Source organism: Pseudomonas viridiflava, assembly GCF_001642795.1.
Classification (GTDB): Bacteria; Pseudomonadota; Gammaproteobacteria; order Pseudomonadales; family Pseudomonadaceae; genus Aquipseudomonas; species Aquipseudomonas viridiflava.
Genome location: NZ_LKEH01000020.1, coordinates 51,338 through 74,146 on the forward strand (window position 1 = coordinate 51,338; position 22,809 = coordinate 74,146).

General features: G+C 59.4%; 21 protein-coding genes. 12 read left to right on the plus strand and 9 right to left on the minus strand.

Annotated features, from left to right (window positions below; all coding sequences use genetic code 11):
- Positions 1-25: 25 nt before the first annotated feature.
- Positions 26-814 (plus strand): IclR family transcriptional regulator, encoded by a 789-nt coding sequence (locus tag AO065_RS07815; RefSeq protein ID WP_004882654.1) that lies wholly within the window; start codon positions 26-28, stop codon positions 812-814.
- A gap of 40 nt (positions 815-854) precedes the next feature.
- On the opposite strand, the gene hppD is transcribed toward AO065_RS07815, so the two are convergent.
- From hppD to glcC, 3 genes are all read right to left on the minus strand, one after another.
- Positions 855-1,931, minus strand: a complete 1,077-nt coding sequence (gene hppD / locus AO065_RS07820) for a 4-hydroxyphenylpyruvate dioxygenase (RefSeq protein WP_004882655.1) — start codon at positions 1,929-1,931, stop codon at positions 855-857.
- 143 nt (positions 1,932-2,074) lie between these two features.
- Positions 2,075-2,710, minus strand: a complete 636-nt coding sequence (maiA, locus tag AO065_RS07825) for a maleylacetoacetate isomerase (RefSeq protein WP_004882656.1) — start codon at positions 2,708-2,710, stop codon at positions 2,075-2,077.
- A 128-nt stretch (positions 2,711-2,838) separates the two neighbouring features.
- The gene (gene glcC / locus AO065_RS07830) at positions 2,839-3,606 is read right to left on the minus strand and encodes a transcriptional regulator GlcC (RefSeq protein WP_004882657.1); all 768 of its coding nucleotides are present in this window, start codon (positions 3,604-3,606) and stop codon (positions 2,839-2,841) included.
- A gap of 471 nt (positions 3,607-4,077) precedes the next feature.
- Between glcC and glcD the strand changes: the two genes are divergently transcribed.
- The 5 genes from glcD (at position 4,078) to AO065_RS07855 (ending at position 10,645) form a co-directional block, all read left to right on the plus strand.
- Positions 4,078-5,577, plus strand: a complete 1,500-nt coding sequence (gene glcD, locus AO065_RS07835; RefSeq protein ID WP_004882658.1) for a glycolate oxidase subunit GlcD — start codon at positions 4,078-4,080, stop codon at positions 5,575-5,577.
- Complete coding sequence (gene glcE, locus AO065_RS07840; protein ID WP_004882659.1) at positions 5,577-6,635, plus strand: glycolate oxidase subunit GlcE; 1,059 nt, start codon at positions 5,577-5,579, stop codon at positions 6,633-6,635. The genes glcD and glcE overlap by 1 nt, the downstream gene beginning before the upstream one ends.
- Positions 6,636-6,638: 3 nt before the next feature.
- Complete coding sequence (gene glcF, locus AO065_RS07845) at positions 6,639-7,865, plus strand: glycolate oxidase subunit GlcF (RefSeq protein ID WP_004882660.1); 1,227 nt, start codon at positions 6,639-6,641, stop codon at positions 7,863-7,865.
- Positions 7,866-7,897: 32 nt separating this feature from the next.
- Positions 7,898-8,305 carry a heme-binding protein gene (locus AO065_RS07850; protein ID WP_004882661.1) on the plus strand — a complete coding sequence of 136 codons (408 nt, stop codon included), beginning with the start codon at positions 7,898-7,900 and terminating at the stop codon, positions 8,303-8,305.
- 156 nt (positions 8,306-8,461) lie between these two features.
- On the plus strand, positions 8,462-10,645 hold the full coding sequence (locus AO065_RS07855; RefSeq protein WP_004882662.1) for a malate synthase G: 2,184 nt from the start codon (positions 8,462-8,464) through the stop codon (positions 10,643-10,645).
- 123 nt (positions 10,646-10,768) lie between these two features.
- Here the strand turns inward: AO065_RS07855 and AO065_RS07860 are convergent, their stop codons facing one another.
- Positions 10,769-11,698, minus strand: coding sequence for a YncE family protein (locus AO065_RS07860; protein WP_173335987.1), 930 nt, complete (start codon positions 11,696-11,698; stop codon positions 10,769-10,771).
- Between the two features lie 345 nt (positions 11,699-12,043).
- Positions 12,044-13,060, minus strand: coding sequence for an HTH-type transcriptional regulator GntR (gene gntR, locus AO065_RS07865; RefSeq protein WP_004882664.1), 1,017 nt, complete (start codon positions 13,058-13,060; stop codon positions 12,044-12,046).
- Between the two features lie 282 nt (positions 13,061-13,342).
- Here gntR and AO065_RS07870 point away from each other — a divergent pair, with 282 nt between their 5' ends.
- From AO065_RS07870 to AO065_RS07895, 6 genes are all read left to right on the plus strand, one after another.
- Positions 13,343-13,831 carry a gluconokinase gene (locus AO065_RS07870; RefSeq protein ID WP_004882665.1) on the plus strand — a complete coding sequence of 163 codons (489 nt, stop codon included), beginning with the start codon at positions 13,343-13,345 and terminating at the stop codon, positions 13,829-13,831.
- 103 nt (positions 13,832-13,934) lie between these two features.
- Positions 13,935-15,287, plus strand: coding sequence for a GntP family permease (locus tag AO065_RS07875; RefSeq protein WP_004882666.1), 1,353 nt, complete (start codon positions 13,935-13,937; stop codon positions 15,285-15,287).
- A 589-nt stretch (positions 15,288-15,876) separates the two neighbouring features.
- Positions 15,877-16,065: a carbon storage regulator CsrA gene (csrA, locus tag AO065_RS07880; RefSeq protein ID WP_002554157.1), complete on the plus strand. Its 189-nt coding sequence runs from the start codon at positions 15,877-15,879 to the stop codon at positions 16,063-16,065.
- Positions 16,066-16,344: 279 nt separating this feature from the next.
- Complete coding sequence (locus AO065_RS07885) at positions 16,345-17,094, plus strand: hypothetical protein (protein ID WP_155500413.1); 750 nt, start codon at positions 16,345-16,347, stop codon at positions 17,092-17,094.
- Positions 17,094-17,513, plus strand: coding sequence for a phage holin family protein (locus tag AO065_RS07890; protein WP_004882668.1), 420 nt, complete (start codon positions 17,094-17,096; stop codon positions 17,511-17,513). Before AO065_RS07885 ends, AO065_RS07890 begins: the two co-directional genes overlap by 1 nt.
- Positions 17,510-18,361, plus strand: a complete 852-nt coding sequence (locus tag AO065_RS07895) for a DUF3618 domain-containing protein (protein ID WP_004882669.1) — start codon at positions 17,510-17,512, stop codon at positions 18,359-18,361. Before AO065_RS07890 ends, AO065_RS07895 begins: the two co-directional genes overlap by 4 nt.
- A gap of 82 nt (positions 18,362-18,443) precedes the next feature.
- On the opposite strand, the gene AO065_RS07900 is transcribed toward AO065_RS07895, so the two are convergent.
- The 4 genes from AO065_RS07900 to AO065_RS07915 all read right to left on the minus strand — a co-directional run bounded on the left by AO065_RS07900 (position 18,444) and on the right by AO065_RS07915 (position 22,158).
- The gene (locus AO065_RS07900; RefSeq protein WP_004882670.1) at positions 18,444-18,683 is read right to left on the minus strand and encodes a DUF465 domain-containing protein; all 240 of its coding nucleotides are present in this window, start codon (positions 18,681-18,683) and stop codon (positions 18,444-18,446) included.
- A 57-nt stretch (positions 18,684-18,740) separates the two neighbouring features.
- Positions 18,741-19,679, minus strand: coding sequence for a ketopantoate reductase family protein (locus AO065_RS07905; RefSeq protein ID WP_004882671.1), 939 nt, complete (start codon positions 19,677-19,679; stop codon positions 18,741-18,743).
- Between the two features lie 92 nt (positions 19,680-19,771).
- A complete protein-coding gene (locus AO065_RS07910) occupies positions 19,772-21,169 on the minus strand; it encodes a pyridine nucleotide-disulfide oxidoreductase (protein WP_032651134.1) in 1,398 nt (465 codons plus the stop codon).
- Positions 21,170-21,879: 710 nt separating this feature from the next.
- Positions 21,880-22,158 carry a DUF1652 domain-containing protein gene (locus tag AO065_RS07915; protein WP_004882673.1) on the minus strand — a complete coding sequence of 93 codons (279 nt, stop codon included), beginning with the start codon at positions 22,156-22,158 and terminating at the stop codon, positions 21,880-21,882.
- Positions 22,159-22,809 lie beyond the last annotated feature (651 nt).

Here is a 22,809-nt window from a genome sequence, read left to right on the forward strand (position 1 = left end):
CCTTCCCTGACCGGCGCACTCCCCAATGACTCAAGAGACCGAAAGTCCGGCCAACGGACGCCAACAGAAGGTCCAGGCTGCTGAAGTGGGCCTTGGCGTGCTCAAGGCTCTCGCAGAGCTGTCACCTTCCACGCCGCTGTCGAAGCTGGCCGAACACCTGGGCATGCCTGCCGCCAAGGTTCATCGCTATCTGCAGGCGCTGGTCGCCAGCGGCTTCGCTGAACAGGATGCCGTCACCAGCCATTACGGCCTGGGCCGCGAAGCGTTGCAGGTCGGTCTGGCATCGCTGGGCAAACTGGACGTGCTGAAAATCGCCGCGCCCTGGCTGGCGAACCTGCGCGACGAGTTGAATCAGACCTGCTTTCTGGCAGTGTGGGGCAACAAGGGGCCTACCGTGGTGTACGTAGAGCCGTCGCTGGGTGCGGTGACGCTGGTTACGCAGATCGGATCGGTACTGCCGTTGCTCAGCTCTTCCACCGGCATGGTGTTCGAAAGCTTTCTGGCAGCCGCCGAAACCGCGCCCCTGCGCAAACAGGAAACGCCACAGCTGACGACTGCTCAATTGAAGGAAGTCGATCGGCACCTGCAGCAGATCCGCACAACAGGCGTGCATCAGATTCAGGGTTTGCTGATGCCAGGCATCAACGCCGCATCCTGCCCGCTGTTCACAATGGGCAACAAGCTGGCGGGCGTGATCACAGTCGTCGGGCCAGGCTCGATACTGACTGATCAGGCGCAGAGCATCGCGGCCACTCGCCTGCTGGAAACGGCAACCGCCATCAGCGAACGCATGGGCGGCTCGATGCCCGTGTGAAGTCAGTGCCCGGCGCTGAACGCACCGGGCATCAATCTCATCAATCGGCGGTCAGTACGCCACGCTTGATCTGGTCCCGCTCGATGGATTCGAACAGGGCCTTGAAGTTGCCTTCACCGAACCCGTCGTCACCCTTGCGCTGGATGAACTCGAAGAACACCGGCCCCATCAGGGTTTCGGAGAATATCTGCAGCAGCAGACGACGCTCGCCACTGTCGGAAGAACCGTCGAGCAGAATGCCTCGGGCTTTCAACTCATCCTCGGGTTCGCCATGGTTCGGCAGACGTCCCTGGAGCATCTCGTAGTAGGTATCCGGCGGCGCCGTCATGAAGCGCATGCCGATGGACTTGAGGGCGTCCCAGGTCTTGATCAGGTCGTCAGTGAAGAAGGCGACGTGCTGGATGCCTTCGCCGTTGAACTGCATCAGAAACTCTTCGATCTGCCCTGCGCCCTTGGACGATTCCTCGTTCAGCGGGATGCGGATCATGCCATCGGGCGCGGTCATGGCCTTGGAGGTCAGCCCGGTGTATTCGCCCTTGATGTCGAAGTAGCGAATTTCGCGGAAGTTGAACAGCTTCTCGTAGAAATTCGCCCAGTACGCCATGCGCCCGCGATAGACGTTGTGCGTCAGATGGTCGATGAACTTCAGCCCCGCGCCGACCGGATGGCGGTCCACGCCTTCGATGAAATTGAAGTCGATGTCGTAGATCGAGGTGCCTTCACCAAACCGGTCGATCAGGTAGAGCGGCGCACCGCCGATGCCCTTGATCGCCGGCAAACGCAGTTCCATCGGCCCGGTGGCGATTTCCAGTGGCTGTGCGCCGAGTTCCAGCGCGCGGTTGTAGGCCTTCTGTGCGTCCTTGACCCGGAACGCCATGCCGCACACCGAAGGACCGTGCTCGGCGGCGAAGTACGACGCGAGGCTGTGCGGCTCGTTGTTGAGGATGATGTTAATCGCTCCCTGACGATACAGGGTCACGTCCTTGGAACGGTGGGTCGCCACCTTGGTGAAGCCCATGATCTCGAACACAGGTTCGAGGGTATTGCGGGTCGGCGAGGCAAATTCGATGAATTCAAAACCCATCAGGCCCATCGGGTTTTCGTAGAGATCAGCCATGTCTGGCTCCTTGCAGGAAGTGGTAAGCGGAAAAATGATTGCCGTCACGGTCCTGCGGGTGGCGCACACGAAATGCCTCGCACGCTGCGGGCGAGGAAGTCACCGAAAATCAGTTGCAGTCCAAGAATCTTCATGAGGCCAGCCTACTCCGGCTTGTCCGATTGTGCATCAGGGTGCGCCTGTGAAAAGGCCGGGTGCTGCAACGCTCGCTGCTCCACCTGACGAATCCTGGGAAAGGCGTCGAGGTCGACATTGAAGCGATGCGCCGCATACAACTGGGGCAGCAGGTACACATCGGCGATACCGGGCGTGTCGCCAAAACAGAAAACGTCGCCGTCGATCAGCTGTTCTACCGCATTAAGGCCTTCGCTGATCCAGTGGCCTATCCAGTCTGAAACGACCTGTTCGTCCTGGCCAAGACTGCGCAACCGGTTGAGCACCGACACGTTATGCAACGGGTGGATGTCGCACGCGATGATCGCGGCGACCGCACGCTGACGGGCACGCAGGGTCAGGTCGCCGGCCAGCAGGGAAGGTGTCGGATAGCGTTCTTCAAGGTATTCGATAATGGCAGGCGACTGTGTGATCACTTCACCACCGTCCATGCGCAGCGCAGGCACCCTGCCCTGCGGATTGATCGTGCGGTATTCAAGGGTGTGCTGCTCGCCGCCGTCGCGAATCAGGTTGACCGGAATCGCCGCAGGCTCAAGCCCCTTGAGGGCCAGCGCAATACGCACCCGGTAGCTGGACGTCGAACGGTAATAAGTGAACAGATCCACCGAAGCCACCTGCTGGAACGCACCTGGCGTTGCCTGTTGTTATTTTAAGCGTCATTTTTCGTAATCAACTTACGTAATGCGTAAGCTGCGTGATCACTGAACACATGTCAACACACGTCTGTGTTAGCTCAGGTCCAGCCCTCCAGCCGCAGCGTCGCGCGGACCAGCCTTTGCTCTTCATTTTCAATCTCGCGCAGGTTGTCACTGACGCTTTGAATGTGCGCCAGTGCGGCCTTGCGCGCCTGTTCCGGTAGACGGCCGGTGACGGCGTTGTACAGACGGGCATGCTGGCGATCAATCTGGCGCTTCTGTGGCTCACGGTGATACAAGTTGTTGACCGAGGCGAATACCGTGTTCAACAGAAGATCGGTCAGCGAACGCAGGGTCTGCACCAGCACCGGGTTGTGCGAGGCTTCGCAGATGGCCAGATGAAAGGCGTGGTCGAGGCGCGCATGCTCGCTGGCCGGTAGCTCGTTACCTTGCGCGGCAACCAGTGCGTCGTAGCTGCGGGTTATCAGCACGAAGTCCGCATCGGTGCCACGCAACGCCGCCAACCGCGCCGACTCGCCTTCCAGCAGGCTGCGTACTTCGAACAGGTCATAAAGCGTGCGCGGCTGCGAGCCGAACAGGTGCATGAGCGGCGAGGTGTGCTGATCGGCATTCATCCGCGCGACGAATGACCCCTTGCCCTGCCTCGTTTCAATGATGCCACGCGCCCGCAACAGCTTCAGACCTTCGCGCAGAGCGGTTCGCGACACACCGAGCTTTTCGGTGAGGCGTCGTTCGGAAGGCAGCAACTGCCCGACCTTCAGCACGCCATCGACAATCAGCCGCTCGATCCGCTCGCAGACCACGTCTGCGACCTGGGGAGGCCTTGGGGTGGGTTCGTTGTTCATAAGGTCTCCGCTGAAGAAACGCTATCTATTCTTTAGGAGGCGCCACCACGTCTTCGACATAGCGCTGTCGCGCAGCAAACACCGGACCGTGGGAGGCGGCTTGCCGGCGATGCAGTCGACGCGGTACGTCAGGAAAATCGCGTCATCGTTCATCGCCGGCAAGCCGCCTCCCACAAAAACGTGTTCATCCAGCAGATTNGTGTGTTTCACAAGAGGCGCGTTCAGTCAGTACGTTACGTGCGGCCCAATGGAGCGTGTACAAGCTACTGGTATGACCAGTAAAGCCGATCGAGCGCCGATCAGTTCAAATACAAGGCAAGCATTTGATTTATAGAGACTAAAAAAACAATATCGGAAATCAGATACTTAAAAACTGGTTCGACCAGCGCTTTGCGCCATAGACACTACGTCCCATACCCTCAATGATGCAAGCCAACCGATAGCCCGATAAAAACAATCCTGGGTTGCCTGATGAACATTCTTTACGACGAACGCCTCGACGGTGTGCTGCCTGTTGTGGACAAGCAACAGTTGCTTCACGACCTTCAACAACAGTTACCCGATCTGGACATTCTGCACCGTGCCGAAGAGCTGCGGCCCTACGAGTGCGACGGGCTGTCCGCCTACCGCACCACGCCGTTACTGGTGGTACTGCCGCGCCATATCGAAGAGGTGCAGACGCTGCTCAGAATGTGCCACGAACGACGCGTGCCGGTGGTCGCCCGCGGAGCTGGCACCGGGCTTTCAGGCGGTGCATTGCCGCTGGAGCAAGGCGTGCTGCTGGTAATGGCCCGTTTCAACCGGATTTTGGAGATCAATCCCGCCGCCCGTCTGGCCCGCGTCCAGCCTGGCGTGCGCAATCTGGCCATTTCCCAGGCCGCAGCGCCGCATGGCCTGTACTACGCGCCAGACCCCTCTTCGCAAATTGCCTGCTCCATCGGCGGCAACGTGGCTGAAAACGCAGGCGGCGTTCATTGCCTCAAATACGGGCTGACCGTGCACAACCTGCTCAAGGTCGAGATTCTCACCGTCGAAGGCGAATACATGACGCTGGGCAGCGACGCGCTGGATTCTCCCGGCTTCGACCTGCTTGCACTGTTTACAGGCTCGGAAGGCATGCTCGGCGTTATCACCGAAGTGACCGTCAAACTGCTGCCCAGGCCACAGGTCGCCAAGGTGCTGCTGGCAGCGTTCGATTCGGTGGAGAAAGCCGGGCGCGCGGTGGGTGACATCATCGGGGCGGGCATCATCCCCGGTGGGCTGGAGATGATGGACAACCTGGCAATCCGCGCCGCTGAAGATTTCATTCACGCAGGCTATCCGGTCGACGCCGAAGCCATTCTGTTGTGCGAACTGGACGGTGTCGAAGCCGATGTCCACGATGACTGCGCACGGGTACGCGAGGTGCTGACGCTGGCTGGCGCCACAGAAGTGCGTCAGGCAAGGGACGAAGCCGAGCGTGTGCGTTTCTGGGCCGGCCGCAAGAATGCGTTCCCGGCGGTCGGCCGCCTGTCACCGGACTATTACTGCATGGACGGCACCATCCCGCGTCGTGAATTGCCCGGCGTGCTGCGCGGTATCAGCGAACTGTCCGAACACCACGGCCTGCGCGTGGCCAACGTGTTTCATGCCGGAGACGGCAACATGCACCCGCTGATTCTGTTCGATGCCAATCAGCCCGGCGAGCTTGCACGCGCAGAGGAACTGGGCGGAAAAATCCTTGAACTGTGCGTCAAGGTCGGCGGCAGCATCACCGGCGAGCATGGCGTCGGGAGGGAAAAAATCAATCAGATGTGCGCGCAGTTCAACAGCGATGAGCTGACCCTGTTTCATGCGATCAAGGCCGCCTTCGACGCCAGCGGCCTGCTCAACCCCGGCAAGAACATCCCGACGTTGCATCGCTGTGCAGAGTTCGGCGCCATGCATGTGCATGCCGGACAACTGCCTTTCCCTGATCTGGAGCGCTTCTGATGATTGCACAGGAAAGAGACGCCAGCGCCACCCTGCTCGACCAGGTCAATCAGGCCCTGCAAGACACCACACCACTGCGCATTCAGGGCGGTAACAGCAAGGCATTTCTCGGCCGTGAAGTGTCAGGCGAAGTGCTGGACACTCGCGCTCACTGCGGCATCGTCAGTTATGACCCGACCGAACTGGTTATCACCGCGCGTGCCGGTACGCCGTTGAGCGAACTGATGCAGACGCTTGAAGATGCCGGTCAGATGCTGCCCTGCGAACCACCGACCTTCGGCAATGCCACGCTGGGCGGCATGGTCGCGGCCGGGCTGTCCGGCCCGCGTCGGCCGTGGAGCGGCTCGGTACGCGATTTCGTACTGGGCACCCGTGTGATCACCGGCCATGGCAAGCACCTGCGCTTCGGCGGCGAAGTGATGAAGAACGTGGCGGGCTACGACGTCTCGCGTCTGATGGCAGGCAGCATGGGTTGTCTGGGCGTACTGACCGAGGTGTCGCTCAAGGTGCTGCCAAGGCCGCGCCTGTGCAGCAGTATTGCGCTGGAAATGGACAGTGCCCGCGCGCTGATGAGCCTGACGGAATGGGGCCAGCAGTCGATGCCGATCAGCGCCGCCAGCCATGATGGAAACATATTGCGCCTGCGCCTTGAAGGTGGCGAAGGCTCGGTGGCCGCTGCGCACGACAGACTGGGTGGCGAAAAACTGGAACCGACGTATTGGCAAGCGCTCAATGAACAGCGCCTGCCGTTCTTCGACGACCCGCGCGCGCTGTGGCGGCTCTGCGTGCCGGCCGATACCGGTGTGCTGGATCTGCCGGGCGAGCAACTCATCGACTGGGCCGGGGGACAGCGCTGGCTGAAATCCGATGCCAGCGGCGAGTCCATTCGTGCCATGGTCATCGCTGTGGGTGGGCATGCGACCTGCTATACGCCGGGGCACCATGACTGCCCGTTCCAGCCCTTGGCCACGCCGCTGCTGCGCTACCACCATCAACTCAAAGCCAGGCTGGACCCGCAAGGGATCTTCAACCCCGGCCGACTGTACGCGGAGCTCTGAACCATGCAGACCACCCTGAGCGAACAGGCCAGACAACTGCCCCGCGCCGAAGAAGCCGAACGTATTCTGCGCAGTTGCGTGCACTGCGGTTTCTGCAACGCCACCTGCCCGACCTACCAGTTGCTGGGCGATGAGCTGGACGGTCCACGCGGACGGATCTATCTGATCAAGCAGGTGCTGGAAGGCAATGAAGTCACCGAGAAAACCCAGTTGCACCTGGACCGTTGCCTGAGCTGCCGCAACTGCGAGACCACCTGCCCGTCGGGCGTGGATTATCACAATCTGCTGGACATCGGCCGCGCTGTCGTCGATGCCGCGGTGCCCCGTCCGCTGGGTCAACGGCTGCTGCGTGAAGGGTTGCGCAACGTGGTGCCCAACGCGAGCCTGTTCAAATCGCTGACCCGCATGGGCACCACGTTTCGCCCGCTACTGCCGGGTATATTGAAAGACAAACTGCCGGACACGATTCACCCGGCAGGCGTTCGTCCGGTCACTCGCCAGGCACGTCAGGTGTTGATGCTGGAAGGCTGCGTGCAACCGGCGCTGTCGCCCAACACCAACGCGGCCACGGCACGCGTGCTGGACCGTCTCGGCATCAGCGTCACGCCGATCAGCGAGGCGGGCTGCTGCGGAGCAGTGGATTACCACCTCAATGCGCAGGAAGCCGGACTGGACGGCGCACGACGCAACATCGACGCGTGGTGGCCAGCCATCGAAGCCGGCGCGCAGAGCATCGTCCAGACGGCCAGTGGCTGCGGGGCGTTCGTCAAGGATTACGGCCATTTGTTGCGTCACGACCCGACGTACGCTGAGAAAGCCGCGCAAGTCAGTGCAAAGGCCCGTGATCTGGTTGAAGTGCTGCGTGACGAACCTCTGGAAACGCTGAGCATCAAAACCGACACGCGGCTGGCGTTCCACTGCCCCTGTACCTTGCAACACGCGCAAAAGCTGGGTGGCGAAGTCGAACGGGTGCTGACTCGTCTAGGCTTCAACCTGACCGCTGTACCGGATGGCCATCTGTGCTGCGGCTCGGCAGGCACTTACTCGGTCACCCAGCAGGTCCTGGCCCGCCAGTTGCGCGACAACCGCATGAACGCGCTGGAAAGCGGCAAACCTCAGGTGATCGCTACGGCAAACATCGGTTGCCAGACGCATCTGGCGAGCGCCAATCGAACGCCGGTGCGGCACTGGATCGAGCTGATCGATCAGGCACTCAATGGAACACACTGAACAGTTCCACCCCCCTTTTCTCAGGAGAACATATGAAAATCAAAGCCGTTTTGACCCAGAACGAAGTCAGCCAGATGCTCGTCGCTGCGCGTGAAGAAGCCCACACCAATGGCTGGGCGGTGGCGATTGCCATCGTCGATGACGGCGGCCACCTGCTGGCGTTCGAACGCCTGGACGACGCCTCGCCGATCAGCAGCTACATCTCCATCGAAAAAGCCCGAACCTCGGCATTGGGCAAACGCGAATCCAAGGGCTACGAAGAGATGGTCAACGGCGGCCGCACTGCGTTTCTCAGCGCCCCGCTGCTCACCTCGCTGGAAGGTGGCGTGCCGGTGATCGTCGACGGCCAGGTGATCGGCGCGGTCGGCGTATCCGGCGTGAAGGCCGATCAGGATGCCCAGGTCGCCAAGGCAGGTGTCGCGGCACTGAATGCGGATTGAGGGTCCGACACCTCAAACAGATCGTTCCCGCGCTCCAGCGTGGTAACGCCGCTCAGGACGCTCCGCGTCCGCTTTCGAACGTGACGCAGAGCGTCACGAGATGCATGCCAACGCGGAGCATTGGCACGATCAGAACCTTAACCAAGGACCTTTCCAATGACCGACTTCATCAAATGCCAACGCCTCAAGGTGGCCGTCAATCTGCAACGCTTCGTCGAGGAAGAGGTCCTGCCTGGCACCGGACTGGACCCGGAAGCGTTCTGGGAAGGTTTCGATGCGCTGGTCCACGAACTGGCCCCGCGCAATCGCGAATTGCTGGCCGAGCGTGAGCGCCTGCAGGCCGAACTGGACGCCTGGCACAAGAAGCATCCTGGTCCGATCAGCAACATGCCCGCCTACCGCGAGTTTCTGACATCCATCGGTTACCTGCGCCCGATGCCGGAGCAGGTCAAGGCGACGACCTCCAATGTCGACCTGGAAATCAGCGAACAGGCCGGTCCACAGCTGGTGGTTCCCGCCAGCAATGCCCGCTATGCGCTGAACGCCGCCAATGCCCGATGGGGTTCGCTGTACGACGCGCTGTACGGCACTGATGCCATCGACACCTCCAACGGCGCCGAAATCAGTGCCGGCTACAACCCGCTACGCGGCGCCAAGGTGATTGTGTTCGCCCGCGAACTGCTCGACGGAGCCGCGCCGCTTGCCAACGGCAGCCACATCGACGCACGCCAGTACCGCATCGAAGACGGCCAACTGCTCATTGCAATGGCTGATGGCAGCCAGACCGTCTTGCAACAGCCAGAAAAGTACGTCGGTTTTCAGGGCGAACCAGGCAAGCCTGACGCGATCCTGCTCAAGAACAACGGCCTGCACATCGAGATCCAGATCGACCCACGCCACCCGGTCGGCAGCAGCGATGTGGCCGGAATCAAGGACCTGCTGCTGGAGTCGGCACTGTCCACCATCATCGACTGCGAAGACTCGGTGGCTGCAGTGGACGCCGACGACAAGATACAGGTGTACCGCAACTGGCTGGGTTTGATGAAGGGCGACCTTGCCGCCACCCTCGACAAGGGTGGCAAGCCGGTCACACGCACCCTCAATCCGGATCGCACCTACAAGGCGGCGAATGGCGGCGAACTCAAACTGCGCGGCCGTTCACTGCTGTTCATTCGTAACGTGGGCCATCTGATGACCAACCCGGCGATCATCGACCACGACGGACATGAGATCCCCGAGGGCATTCTGGACGGCGTGATGACCAGTCTGATTGCGCTTCACGACCTCGAACGACGCGGCAACTCCCGCGCAGGCAGCATCTACATCGTCAAACCGAAAATGCACGGCCCGGACGAAGTGGCGTTTGCCGATCAACTGTTCAGCCGGATCGAGGACGTGCTCAAACTGCCTCGCCACACCGTGAAGATGGGCATCATGGACGAGGAACGGCGCACCAGCGTCAACCTCAAGGCGTGCATCGAAGCGGCTTCGGCACGGGTAGCGTTCATCAACACCGGCTTTCTGGACCGCACCGGCGATGAAATCCACAGCGCCATGCAGGCAGGTCCGGTGCTGCGCAAGGGCGAGATGAAAAACGCGCCGTGGATCAAGGCGTATGAGCGCAGCAACGTACTGGTGGGACTGGCCTGCGGATTGAGAGGACGCGCGCAGATCGGCAAGGGCATGTGGGCGATGCCGGACCGCATGGCGGACATGCTGGAACAGAAAATCGGCCATCCGCAATCCGGTGCCACCACCGCCTGGGTACCCTCGCCGACGGCCGCGACCCTGCACGCACTGCACTATCACCGGGTCGACGTGCGTGCCGTTCAGCAGACGCTTGAACAGGTGAATCTGGAGAACGTCAGGGAACAACTGCTCGACGATCTGCTGACCATCCCGGTGGTCGCCGATCCGCAATGGACCCTGGAGCAGATTCGCGAAGAACTGGAGAACAATGCACAGGGTCTGCTCGGCTACGTGGTCCGTTGGGTCGAACAGGGCGTGGGCTGCTCCAAGGTGCCGGACATCCACGATGTCGGGCTGATGGAAGACCGCGCGACTTTGCGCATTTCCAGTCAGCACATGGCCAACTGGCTGCTGCACAAGGTGGTCGATGCCCAGTACGTGCAAAGCGTGCTGGAGCGCATGGCCAAAGTGGTGGACAAGCAGAACGCCGGGGACTCGCATTACCAGGCCATGGCGAAGGACTTCAAGCACTCGTCAGCGTTCAGGACCGCCTGCGATCTGGTGTTCAAAGGCTGCGAGCAACCCGCCGGTTACACCGAGCCGTTGCTGCATGAGTCAAGACTGGCGTTCAAGGACAGGAAGCATCCGTAGATCGCCCGCACTGCAGTGCCGAATATTTCTCTGGCCCGTACGCGGTGCCCGGAGAAACATTCGGCGTTTGTCTGACGGAAGATAATTGAAGCGCTGGTGACGGCGGGATCGGTGCAGGTAACGCTAGAGCGTGTAGATGGAGATCCAGTTCATATCGGTATGAGTGCTGTACAGGCGGGTACCTGCCCCGTTCAGCACCGAGCCTCCCATGGACGGAAAGAAGGCCACGCAACTGACCGTTCCCTTGACCGTGTCGATTCTGTACACATCGAAGTTGCAGGTATAAACCGCGTACACGTAACGGTCATCTGGCGTGATGCCGATGATGCTGACCGGATAGCCCTGTGCGCCGATTTTCTCGCGGTAGAACATCCTGCAAGTGGTGGCATCGACCACGTACACCTCATCAATCCCTCCGACGTACAAACGGGTTCCGTTCGAACTGACTGCCAGTGACCTGGGATCGGTGAAGCCGAGAATGTCGTGCTGCAGGTAACTGACCGTACCGATGGCGGAGACGGCTGTCGTACCAATGCCGTCCGCCAGTGCCGAGGCGTATACACAGTCGTTTCCGGGACCGACGCCGAGTGCCAGCGAGGCATTGGACAAGGTACCCAGATCGAAATCGTTGACGACGCTGTAGTGCTCCGTCTCGATCTGGCGGATCAGCCCGCCCGGTGCATACTGGAACGACAGGTAAATGAATCGGCCGTCCAGGCTGCAGACGATCCTGTTGACGCTGCCCGAGGGGATGACTCTGATCGCCTCGCGCGTGAGGGTATTGATCACAAAGCACTTGTTATAGCCCGCCGTGTAGAGCCGACTGCCATCGGGACTCAGGGTGATATCGCCCGCCCCGGCCCCCTTGATACTGCTCACCACACTCGATGTCTCGACATCGACCACGCTGATTTCTCTACCGTTTTCATGAGACACATAGAGCGTCTTTTCATCGGGGCTGATGACGATTTCCTTGGGCACGAAACCCAGCGGAATAATGCCTGTCAGCCATGCAACGTCCAGCGGTACTCCTGCGCCGTCCGGATCTGCCATGTGGGTAAAAGCGTTTACGTCCTGAGATGCTTTTTTGTGCATGTCACTCACCTGTGAATAGGTCTCGCGAGACCGCCACGATGGGGGAAAGATAAGAAGGTATGGCCCCATCAACAAACGATGTGGCAACTGCACTTATGCCACTCGGATCCAAAAACCTCAGGTCATTGAATACTGGCCGGGACGGGTTGGGTACTGACAGAAATGACAGTTTGAGGCGGGCTGAAAGTGGTGGCAAAAAGCGCTTTTCGGGGTTGAAAGGCAACGCCATCGGGGGCTGGCGTCGACACCGGAGAGGCATAAGCAGGTGGCTCACCATTGGTCAGCAACCTGCTCAACGCTGAATCACGAACTCTCGCGCACCACCAGTTCGAACCCGAGATCAACCCTGGCCTGCTGGGCTAAGCCGTCGAGCAAACCCAGCAGCACCTGCGCGGCGCGCTGGCCCACTTCCTGTCGCGGGGTGCGAATGGACGTCAGGCGCGGCACCATGTGTGCCGAGCCTGGGAGGTCGTTGAAACCCACCAGCGAGACCCGTTGCGGAATAGCAACGCCGAGACGCAAGGCCTCCAGTGACGCGCCCTGCGCCAGGTCATCGTTACAGAAGAAAATGCCGTCGACATCAGGGTGCTCATCCAGCAGCCGGGCGAACAGTTCGCCGCCCAGGCCAATGGACGATGGCAAGGGGGTCGTGACTTGCAGTTCGGCATCGAACAGGCCGGCGTCTTCCAGAACCTGACGAAAGCCCGCGCCGCGCTGCAATACGCGCGTATCGAGCTGGGCCGCCATGTAGGCCAGCCGCGTGCGTCCCCGACCGAGCAGATGAAGCGCTGCCTGCGCGCCCGCCTGTTCCTGGGAAAAGCCGACACTGTAAGCGCCCTGACGAGGGTCCAGCTCCATCATGTGCACACAGGGAATGCCACTGGCTTCCAGCATCTGATGCGAAGCCGGTGTGCGGTCAAAGCCGGTGAGCAGTATCCCCCTCGGCCTGTTGACCAAGTGGTTACGCAGCAGCTTTTCCTCTTCTTCCGGGGAATAGTGATAGTTGCCGATCACCACATCCAGGCCTCGAGGACGCAACACATCCTGAATGGCTTCAAGGGTCTCGATGAACAGCTGGTTGGACAGCGATGGCACCAGCACCACGACCGTCTGGCTACAGGACGAGGCCAGCGCGCGCGCTGCAGGGTTGGCGACATAGCCCAGGCTCTGGGCCGCAGCGCGGACCTTTTCCACCAGTTCCGGCGCGACCGTGGTGACGCCACGCAATGCACGGGATGCGGTAATGGGGGAAACCGCGGCAAGGCGGGCAACTTCGTTGAGGGTCGGACGGCCGGTAGAGCGGGAACCAATGCGTATCATGCGTTGCCAACTAACATAGGGGTTGCCAAATGTGTCGAATGCCCCATAAGGTAGCGCTGTCTCATGGACCGTGACAACGCTTTATCGCTGGTTTCACATTTGCCGCCCGCGCCGGGTCGCCACGGAGAACAGCCTCCGATGTGTATTGTTGAACCCAAAACAACGACAAGAACTGGAACAGCTCAGGCTGGACAAGATGTCCACCGGACAAAGACAGCGCTGTCTCCAGACGAGGTGCCTACTGTGACAACTGCGAATACTGCTATTTCTGCCCTCGTGGTGATGGGTGTATCGGGCTGCGGCAAAAGTGCTGTGGGTGCCGAAATTGCGCTCAAGAGCGGAGGTCGCCTCATCGAAGGTGATGCCTTCCACCCACCGGCCAACATCGAAAAGATGAGCGCCGGAACCCCCCTCAACGATGACGACCGTGCCGGCTGGCTGACCCGCCTGGGTGAAGAAATGGTCGCGGCGCTCGCCCGTGGCGAACACCCTGTCCTGACCTGCTCGTCCCTCAAGCTGATTTACCGCCAGCGTCTGCGCGACGCCGTTCCGGGTCTGGGCTTCGTTTTTCTGGAACTGACCAAAGAACTCGCTGCCGAACGTTGCTCGCACCGTCCGGGGCACTTCATGCCGGCAAGCCTGGTCGACAGCCAGTTTGCAACGCTCGAGCCTCCGTACGGCGAACCGTTGACACTGGTGGTCGATGCAACCCAGTCCATCGAAGAGATTGGCACGCAAGCGGCAGCCTGGTGGAAAGACTCCCACGCCTGATAAAGGCGTGAGTGCAAAAGACAGCGCTGTCTTGCACACACGAAGCACTGATGACGCTGGCAGTAGCTGGTAGCACCCCAGAATAATAACCGGAGAGACACCCATGTTCGGTATGACCCACGAGACGTTTCTGCTAGTCGATGCGTTGGTGACCATCGTCGGCCTTGTGCTGCTGATCACCCAATTCAAGGTCCACCCTTTCGTCGCGCTGACTCTGGCGGCTGGCTTCCTCGGCCTGACCTCCGGGATGCCGGTGGAAAAAGTCATGAAATCCTTCCAGGACGGCTTCGGCGGCGTACTGGGCTTTGTCGGCATCATCCTCGGGCTGGGCACCATGCTCGGCAAGCTGATGGCCGATTCGGGTGGCGCGGATCAGATCGCGCAGACCCTGATCCGTACCTTCGGCAAGCAGAAAGTCCACTGGGCGATGATGTTTTCCGCGTTTCTGGTGGGCATCCCCCTGTTCTTCGAAATCGGCTTCGTGCTGCTGATCCCGCTGGTGTTCATCGTTGCGCGTCGCACCGGTGTGTCCATCGTCAAGATCGGCATCCCGTTGCTGGCAGGCCTCTCGGCCGTGCACGGTCTGGTTCCGCCGCACCCGGGTCCGCTGCTGGCCATCGGCATCTTCGGTGCCGACATCGGCAAAACCATTTTCTACGGCCTGATCGTCGCGCTGCCGACCGCAATCATTGCTGGCCCGATCTACGGCAAGTGGATCTCCAAATACATTCCCGGCACACCGTCGCAGGAATTGATGGATCAGATCGCCAAGGAATCGAGCACCGAGAACCTGCCAGGCTTCGGCATCACGCTGGTGACGATCCTGCTGCCCGTGTTCCTGATGCTGCTCAAGACCTTCGCTGACGTTGCGTTGCCGGAAGGCAACATGTTCCGCATCTGGATGGACCTGATCGGTCACCCGATCACTGCCCTGCTCGCGGCCTTGCTGCTGGCGTTCTACACCTTCGGTGCCGCACGCGGTTTCGACCGTACCAAGATCATGAAACTGCTGGACCAGAGCCTGGCCCCGGTCGCCGCCATCGTGCTGATCGTCGGTGCTGGCGGTGGCTTCAAGCAGATGCTCGTCGCCAGCGGCGTGGGTGACGTGATCGGCCACATGGCGGTACAGGCGCAGATCAACCCGATCATGCTGGCCTGGCTGGTGGCTGCGGTGATCCGTGTCGCAACCGGTTCGGCGACTGTCGCCACCATCACCGGTGCAGGCATCGTGGCGCCGGTCGTGGGCCTGATCCCGGGCGTGAACCGCGAATTGCTGGTGCTGGCCACGGGTGCGGGTTCGCTGATCCTGTCGCACGTGAACGACGCAGGCTTCTGGCTGGTCAAGCAGTACTTCAACATGACCGTAGCCGAAACCTTCAAGACCTGGACGGTGATGGAAACCATCCTGTCGGTCGTTGGCCTGATCTTCATCATGTTGCTGTCCATGGCGCTTTAAGCTTAAAACGTCCAATACCTTCGCGGGCCGGCAGGCCCGCGAAGATGTAAAGCATCACCTCTCTACCCTTCTGGTTTTTCCCGCCTGCACCCTCGATACCGTTTCCTGCCTCACGTCCCTACATAACCCGCCTTTGCTGCCGACAACATGACAGAGCGATTCGATGCGCGTCTGCGAAACCTGTCTGAAAGCTGTTTCCTACGAGCGCCTACAACGCTTTCAGTTGAATTTTCGGAAAGCTCAGGCAATGTTTCAAAGTCATGCCTACGCTTAGGAACAACGCGGGATCAGGCCGCTCAATCGCCTCCAGCACAGTCATGGCAAACCCGATTTGTGCGCCTGATCACGTTACTTTTTAAGTTGCACCAGTAAATACGGGCATTCTCAGGCCAAAACGGGCAGAATTGGCGCACTCGTCGTACCGTGGATGCAAATCCCGATGACAAGAAAATGAACCGAGGGAATTAAATTCACCACCGCAACGTCTTATGACGGATGCATTTGGATGCACTCGGCAACAATCACCACGCAAAGGCAAACGCCAGCCTCTTGAGAGAGGCATTTTCAAGAGGCCATCAAGGAAAAGATTATGTTGATACTCACTCGCAAAGTTGGCGAAAGCATAAATATCGGTGACGAGATCACCGTGACGATTCTTGGCGTTCAAGGGCTTCAGGTCCGGCTGGGCATCAACGCACCCAAAAATGTGTCTGTACACCGTGAAGAGATCTACAAACGCATTCAGGCAGAACTGGCTCCAAACCAGGACCCACAATAATTCCCTCGCCACACCCCCTTATTCAATGCTGATCTGCCCTCGTGGCGGGTCATCAGCCGTACGGCGTCTCTCATGACGCCGTTTTTTATGCCTTTCCTTTTTCTGCCCGCGGCGGCACGACCATTTGTCACCCTCTCGGAACATCGCCAAAAAAACACCGGTCGACTCTCTGCAAGCAAGCACATCAATGCCAGCCCGTAGTATGCAGTGAGCCGAGCATTCTCTTTATCTGGGGACAGAAAACGGTGAATGATGATGGTGACTACCAACGAAACTTCCATGAGCGGCAATGCCCATACCGGCAGCACGAGCAGCCAGGATCACCTGCACGGACTGCAGGATGACGATCAGCGCAACGCACATGGCAAAACAGAAAATGTCGCCCGACAGGGAGGCGAACACTTCGAGCAGTACCGCGACAGCGCTGCAGAGCAGATAGAGAACCTTGCGCAGAACGCTCAGTCGGCGGCGCAGCAGATTGACAGCAATGACACTTTGGGCCTGTCGGGGTACGTCACTGACATGGCGCAAGCGATGACCCGGCTCGCCGACAACCTGCGCAGCAAGAACGCCGAGCAACTGCTGCAGGATGCAGGCAGGCTTGCCCGGGAAAATCCGGTCCTGTTCATCAGTGGCAGCGTGGCTCTTGGCCTGGGTCTGTCGCGGCTGCTGAAAGCGTCCACCTCTTCGAACGACACAACCTCCGACACGAGCTTCTCTGACAGCTCAATGCCTGGAAGCTCGACAACAGGCACATCGGCATCAGATCTGTCGACATCCGGGTCGTCGAATCAGAGTGATCTGACGGATGTCGATTCGTCTGCCCCTTATGACCCCATCAGCCCGTCGGCGCTGGCCGCCGAAGAGATGGCCGCGACGCATCCCCACGACAACGACGTCGTGCACAGCGCGCGCCCGGGAACAGGGATTCCTGACAGTCCGCCCATGACCGAATTCAACGATGATCTCGACGATGAAGTCACGCGTGACGGCTCGCCCAGGTCCGGCTTGTCCAAAGGAGACGTGTGATGAGTACCCCACCCAATACTCAGCAGGACAGAAACCCTGAAAATGAAACGTCGGTGCTGAGTCTGATCCGCCAGTTGGCGCATGAAGTGCCTGCGTTGGTCACCAAGGAAATGGCGCTGGTGAAGGCGGAATTCCGTGAGTCGCTTCAGGCGACCAAGCAAGCAGCCACCACCGTCGGTATGGGTGCCGTCTTGATGCTGGGCGGTCTGATCATGGTCCTGATGGCCGCTGTCTATGCCTTGAGCTACGTCATGGAACCCTGGCTCGCGGCACTGATCGTCGGTGTTGCGGCTCTGGTCATCGGCTTCTTCGTGGTTCAGGCGGGCAATAAAAAACTCGACGCTTCGAACCTGATTCCCGAGCGCACCACCAGCACCCTGCAAAAAGACAAGGAAGCCATTCAGAGGAAAGTCTCATGAGCATCGACAGCAGCTTCGACACACCAGAACATTTTGAAGAAGAATCGAAAAAGAGCCCGGAAACCCTGGAGCGGGAAATCGATCAGCAACGCTCCAGCATCGGCAACATCGTCGATGCGCTGGAAAAGAAAATGTCGCCCGGTCAACTGGTCGATCAGGCGCTGGGCTATGTGAAGGACAACGGCGGGGAGTTTTTCGGCAATCTGGGCAACAACGTCAAGGCCAATCCAGTGCCTGCCGTGCTTACCACCGTCGGCGTGCTCTGGATGATGATGGGTAACAATCGTCCGGCAACGGGCGGCTCGTCCAACGGTTCTTCGGTCCTGAGCAGCGTCACAGAGCACGCTGGCAGCATGGCTGGTTCGGTCAGCGACAGCCTGGGAAGCGCCAAGGCCCGGGTGCAGGAAACCGTGTCGCATATGAAGGACAAGGCCAGCACGTTCAAGGACAAGACGTCCCACATGACCCACAGCGTGCGCGACACCTTTTCGGGCCGTTCCGGCAGCTCCGACTCGTGGCAGGACGCAGACCTTACATTCCAGGAGAAACGTGAGCACATGAAGAGCAGTACACGGCAACTGGTCAACGAACAACCTTTGACGCTGGCGGCCATGGGTATTGCGGTGGGGGCGCTGATCGGTGCCGCGTTGCCTGTCACGACGAAGGAGCAACAGATCGTCAGGCAGGCACGGGAAAAACTGAGGGGTAAAAGCGGTTCTCTGTCTTCATCTTCGTCGTCGCCGCGAACTTCCAGCAGCTACAGCAACCTGTCCGGGACAGAGCACGATGGCAACGGTACAGGCGCGTCTTTCACCAGTGAACGTCCTACATCGCCGGGACTCGGTTGAGGGTGAGATGGAGCACTGAAAACGGCCCCTCGGAGGGGCCGTTTTCATGGCTGGCCAGCTGTTATCCAGGCAGCGAAGCCGTTTATATTTCGGAAAGACGCTGGACGATCCGGTCCTTCACCAGCAGACGCTTTTCCTTGAGTTTCCTCAACGCGTCATCACCGATACCGCCCGCCGACCCTTTTTCGGCATTCAGCACCTCAACATCCGCGCTGTCATAGTCATTGAGCAATTGCTGCAGCCTCGCGTCCTGCCTGCCCCGCTCGGCGACCTCGTCTCGGGTCAAGCTCAAATCCGCGAACAAATCGTGTTTGACTGGCATGAGTAGCACCTCCAAATGACTACTTGAATGCAGGGGTAACCGTGACGATTTCAGACCTCACGGCTGTTCCCGAATACGGCGTGCTTCGTACGCCCTGACATGAGTGCAGGCAACGTCCAGCACCGACAGTTCATTCGAAGCGACACCCAGCGCGTTACGCCGGATCAGCATATCGCCCAGAATCTGTTCGACCTCTGTGGGTGTACCCCGTTCGATGTCCCTCATCATCGAGGCCGTGAGTGTCGAGCCGCGTGCCGTCAGCAACTCAAGCTGACGCTGACGAACCTTTGCATCCGGGGGGTATCCGGCAGCCAGCGCAATCGCCGCGCATTCGGACAGTGCTTTCAGGATCAAACCCTCTCCACCTGCGTCCAGCACATCGCCGATCGATGCGCGCATGCTTGCAGTGATCGCCGCCAGCGTGGCGATGAAACACCATTTGTCCCACATGGCCTGCACAATGTGCTGACTCAGGTTGGCTTCGAAACCCGCATCGGCCAGGGCTTCGGCAACCCTTAGAATACGCGGGGTCAACGCGCCGCTCAGTTCGCCGAATGATAATTGGTGCATCTCGTTCAGGTGCAGAATCGCACCGGTCGAGTCGCGGTCTACGGAAATCAGACACTGCCCGCCCAGCACAGCGTCCTTGCCGAAGCGCTTGGTCAGGCGATCAAGGTGGGCCATGCCGTTGAGCAGCGAAAGGATCAACGTCTCCGGCCCCACTGCAGGCTCGAAGGCGTCCATTGCGGCGTCCAGATCGAAAGCCTTGCAACTGAGCAGGATCAGGTCGAAAGGGTCGGCAAGCCGGTTGGCAAGCACGTAAGGAGGCGACGGGTACTGAAAGTTTCCCTGCGGACTTCGCACCACAAGTCCGTCACGATCCAGCTCTTCCGCCCGGCCCGGCCGGACCAGAAAGGACACCTGACGCCCGGCCTCCAACAGTCGGCCACCGAAATAGCCACCGACGGCCCCTGCCCCAACGATCAAGATACGCATGGCCCTGGATCTCCTGGTTGTGCTGTTCTACAGAACGCTGGCGGCGTTCGAGCACCCTGGTTCAGGGACATTGCCCCACACCCCGCCTGCCATCAGGCCTGAAAACGCGGTTCCAGCTGCAGGAACCCGGCCAGACATGAAGTATCGACGGCAGAGGCCTTTTGTTGCAATCGCGCCGTGACGGCCTGAATCACCACACGACTGGCATCATGATGAAACTGCCAGACACCATAGATTCGGCCGTCGAACGAAGGCTCGCTGCCCAGCTGAGGATCAGCCCCCAGCCCGGCACCCAGACCAAACAGGTAAAGCCCCTTCAACCGCCGCCCGTTCTGATCCATCGGGCAGCCCGCCTGATCAGAGTCCAGGCCACCCTTGGTCTCGCGCAAGGTGATCAGACTGCCGTCGCCGTAACGCATCTCGGGCAGTTGCGGCTGATAGCCGGAACACTGCACCACAACACTGGACTCGGCCAGTGCACGCCTGGCTCTTTCGAAAGCCCCGACGGGACCGTCTCTGGTCTGCAACAGCTGCACACGCACGCCTGTTTTACCGATGCGGCCGTTGTTCAGCGCCTCGCGACCGATGTCCAATGCCCGGTAACGCAGCCCGCCGGAGCGATTGACACGTCCGGAAACCGGGCACACATCCAGCTGAGAGTCGAACACATAGCCCGCAGCTTCTGCCTGCTCGGCACTTTCGTAAAACAGCCTGATCCGGGTTCGATGGATCAGCGTCAGCTCTTCCAGCCCTGCGAACTCCAGAGCATCGGCGAGGTTCTCCAGCATGGAAAAGGCACTGTGCGAACCGCCGACAACAGTGATACGGCTACCGCTGGCCAGCGCCAGCGCAAACACTTCGCGCAGCTGAACCGCATTCATGCGCAGCAGCCGGTCGGCACTCTGGATATTGGTGGCCGGTGACAGTGAAAGCCCCTGTTGCGCAAGACTGTCGATCAGGTGCTGCGGATCCTGACGCCCGCCGAGGTTGAGCACGAGCGTCTGGCAGCGCACGAGTCTGGCGCAGCCTTCCGTCTCTACCTTGAGGCAAAACTCGTCATCCTCGCTGATCACTTCGGTGATGGTCGTGCCATGCCAGACCTTCACCCCGTAGCAGCGCATCAAGTGTTCCAGCAGCAGTCGCGAGGCTTCGACCATCAGTTGCCCCACATCCGACAACTGAGGCGCACTTTGGGCCTGGCCACAAATACGCCAATAGGCCGGTGAGTATTCCAATGGCTCGAAAATCTCGCGCAGGGCCGGGTCACGCAGGCAATCGATGAAGACGTCTCCCACCGAATTGGCAGTGATCCGGTATTGTCCCAGCGCACCGGTACCCGGTCTGTCGCTGGCATCGATGACCATCATTCCACTTGCGGCAATCTCCGCCAGCGTGCCGCTTTTCAAGGCATTGAACAGAAACCCCATACCGGCAAGCCCCGCCCCGCCAACGACACACCCACAGACTGTTTCCAAGGATTTTTCAAACATGATGATGCTCCATCGTCATAGCCAAACGTTGGTGCATTCCAGAAGTTCTGGATGATCGAATACCTGGCGAGCACTACAAACCAGCGTCCATGCACACTTTAAAAAGAGAACCCCACAACACAATAAAAAACAGCGCACGCGCAGCATCACCAGAACCCGGCTAAAGGCTCCGCTGTTTTATCAATAAAAATGAGCTGTTACATGCACTGATCGGGACCGCCGTCCACTCGACACCGGAACCGCTGGAAAAACAGCGCGCCACGCTACCGCCAAACCTTCGAACGAGGTTTAAACACGAGGCGTTAATCAGGAGGGTTTAAGCACAACGAAGCGGGCGGATTAAAATCATAGTTGCAAAGAAACCACGAAGTGTCAAATAAGTCACTGCAGAATCCGACACAGCCTCACCCGCCGCAAGTACCTGATTTTAAAAGACCGCATAGTTCCGTCCGATAAAAACATCCAGGACAGCGCTCGGAAAGGCGCAGTGAACGACTTTTATTTTCTTGATGACGTCCTGTAAAACTTACAAAAACCCAGCGCCGACATATTGACTGAAAGGGACCGTGCGGGCCGCATGAAATGAACAGAGACGTGAAGCAGGACGAACCCGGATGAGGTCGTCCTGCGCTTCAAGAGGAGGATGGCCCGACCTGAGCAGATCGGAACCGGACAGCGGCAAGGAACACGCCACGCCAACGCAGGTGTGATCAGGCCGTACGGTATTGCTTCTGCCGGATACCATGGTGGTTGGGCTCGTCACGCAACTCGCTGCGCAGTTCCGAGACAAGATTCGATATGTCGCGAAGGCTTTTCAACCTGTGCGCAGAGATACCGGTCACCAGCAATTCAACCCGTCCTGAATCCGGGTCATTGACCTGCACCGTCATGGAATAATCCGGTGCAATCGTACAGGTACAACGCAACGGTAAAAATGCACTTTCGACGATACTGCGCAGTTCCAGAGTAGACAGTCCACTCGCGATCATCTTTCTATCTCCTTATTGTGTAAGCGCTGCCGGACTCCAGCAGATTACTGCCGCTATTTATAATCAATTAACCGAAACCAGGCACACCCTTGCCTGCCAATTAATTGTCGCCACTTACTTGATCCTTGACACTCTTTATACGCCAGCCTCTATCGACTCGGCAATGTGCAGCGTAGATCACACCTTGCCGCGACAAATGTGTTTATTTGTAACTAAAGTTAGAAAAAACGATTCACTGTAGGCGTTCAAGCGGCGAAAGACATGATCTGCGTCATTAAAGGGATATTGCGCAGTCTTTGACATGATCCCGGAGTGACGAACGGTCAGGAAATCGGTTATGGCTGTTCACTCATGAAACACCGCAAGTACGCTTTTCTGACCGTGGATGGGCACGATCAGTGTCGAGCCGGACTTGATGATCGTTCCCCACTCTGCGCTCATCGTTATACACAAGTCCGGAAGACGCGCAAAACGGGGCCAAACGAACGTGACTGACTGAATGCATACCCCGTGGGAGGCGGCAAGACTCGGGTATAACGCTGAGCACAAGCATGGGCATGATCGGCGTGCTTGAGATCAAGCTGATCGTTCCTACGCTCCGCGTGGGAATGCCTCCCAGGACGCTCCGCGTCCGCTCTTGAATGTGGCGCA

Bases quoted from the DNA above. Each gene is read 5' to 3' on its own strand.
- AO065_RS07860 (WP_173335987.1), bottom strand. From the start codon at position 11,698: ATGGCAGATCCGGACGGCGCAGGAGTACCGCTGGACGTTGCATGGCTG.
- AO065_RS07850 (WP_004882661.1), top strand. From the start codon at position 7,898: ATGAAAATCAAAGCCGTTTTGACCCAGAACGAAGTCAGCCAGATGCTC.
- glcD (WP_004882658.1), top strand. From the start codon at position 4,078: ATGAACATTCTTTACGACGAACGCCTCGACGGTGTGCTGCCTGTTGTG.
- glcE (WP_004882659.1), top strand. From the start codon at position 5,577: ATGATTGCACAGGAAAGAGACGCCAGCGCCACCCTGCTCGACCAGGTC.
- AO065_RS07895 (WP_004882669.1), top strand. From the start codon at position 17,510: ATGAGCATCGACAGCAGCTTCGACACACCAGAACATTTTGAAGAAGAA.
- AO065_RS07910 (WP_032651134.1), bottom strand. From the start codon at position 21,169: ATGTTTGAAAAATCCTTGGAAACAGTCTGTGGGTGTGTCGTTGGCGGG.
- AO065_RS07885 (WP_155500413.1), top strand. From the start codon at position 16,345: ATGAGCGGCAATGCCCATACCGGCAGCACGAGCAGCCAGGATCACCTG.
- hppD (WP_004882655.1), bottom strand. From the start codon at position 1,931: ATGGCTGATCTCTACGAAAACCCGATGGGCCTGATGGGTTTTGAATTC.
- glcF (WP_004882660.1), top strand. From the start codon at position 6,639: ATGCAGACCACCCTGAGCGAACAGGCCAGACAACTGCCCCGCGCCGAA.
- AO065_RS07915 (WP_004882673.1), bottom strand. From the start codon at position 22,158: ATGATCGCGAGTGGACTGTCTACTCTGGAACTGCGCAGTATCGTCGAA.
- AO065_RS07815 (WP_004882654.1), top strand. From the start codon at position 26: ATGACTCAAGAGACCGAAAGTCCGGCCAACGGACGCCAACAGAAGGTC.
- AO065_RS07905 (WP_004882671.1), bottom strand. From the start codon at position 19,679: ATGCGTATCTTGATCGTTGGGGCAGGGGCCGTCGGTGGCTATTTCGGT.
- AO065_RS07900 (WP_004882670.1), bottom strand. From the start codon at position 18,683: ATGCCAGTCAAACACGATTTGTTCGCGGATTTGAGCTTGACCCGAGAC.
- AO065_RS07890 (WP_004882668.1), top strand. From the start codon at position 17,094: ATGAGTACCCCACCCAATACTCAGCAGGACAGAAACCCTGAAAATGAA.
- AO065_RS07855 (WP_004882662.1), top strand. From the start codon at position 8,462: ATGACCGACTTCATCAAATGCCAACGCCTCAAGGTGGCCGTCAATCTG.
- AO065_RS07870 (WP_004882665.1), top strand. From the start codon at position 13,343: ATGGGTGTATCGGGCTGCGGCAAAAGTGCTGTGGGTGCCGAAATTGCG.
- gntR (WP_004882664.1), bottom strand. From the start codon at position 13,060: ATGATACGCATTGGTTCCCGCTCTACCGGCCGTCCGACCCTCAACGAA.
- csrA (WP_002554157.1), top strand. From the start codon at position 15,877: ATGTTGATACTCACTCGCAAAGTTGGCGAAAGCATAAATATCGGTGAC.
- AO065_RS07875 (WP_004882666.1), top strand. From the start codon at position 13,935: ATGTTCGGTATGACCCACGAGACGTTTCTGCTAGTCGATGCGTTGGTG.
- glcC (WP_004882657.1), bottom strand. From the start codon at position 3,606: ATGAACAACGAACCCACCCCAAGGCCTCCCCAGGTCGCAGACGTGGTC.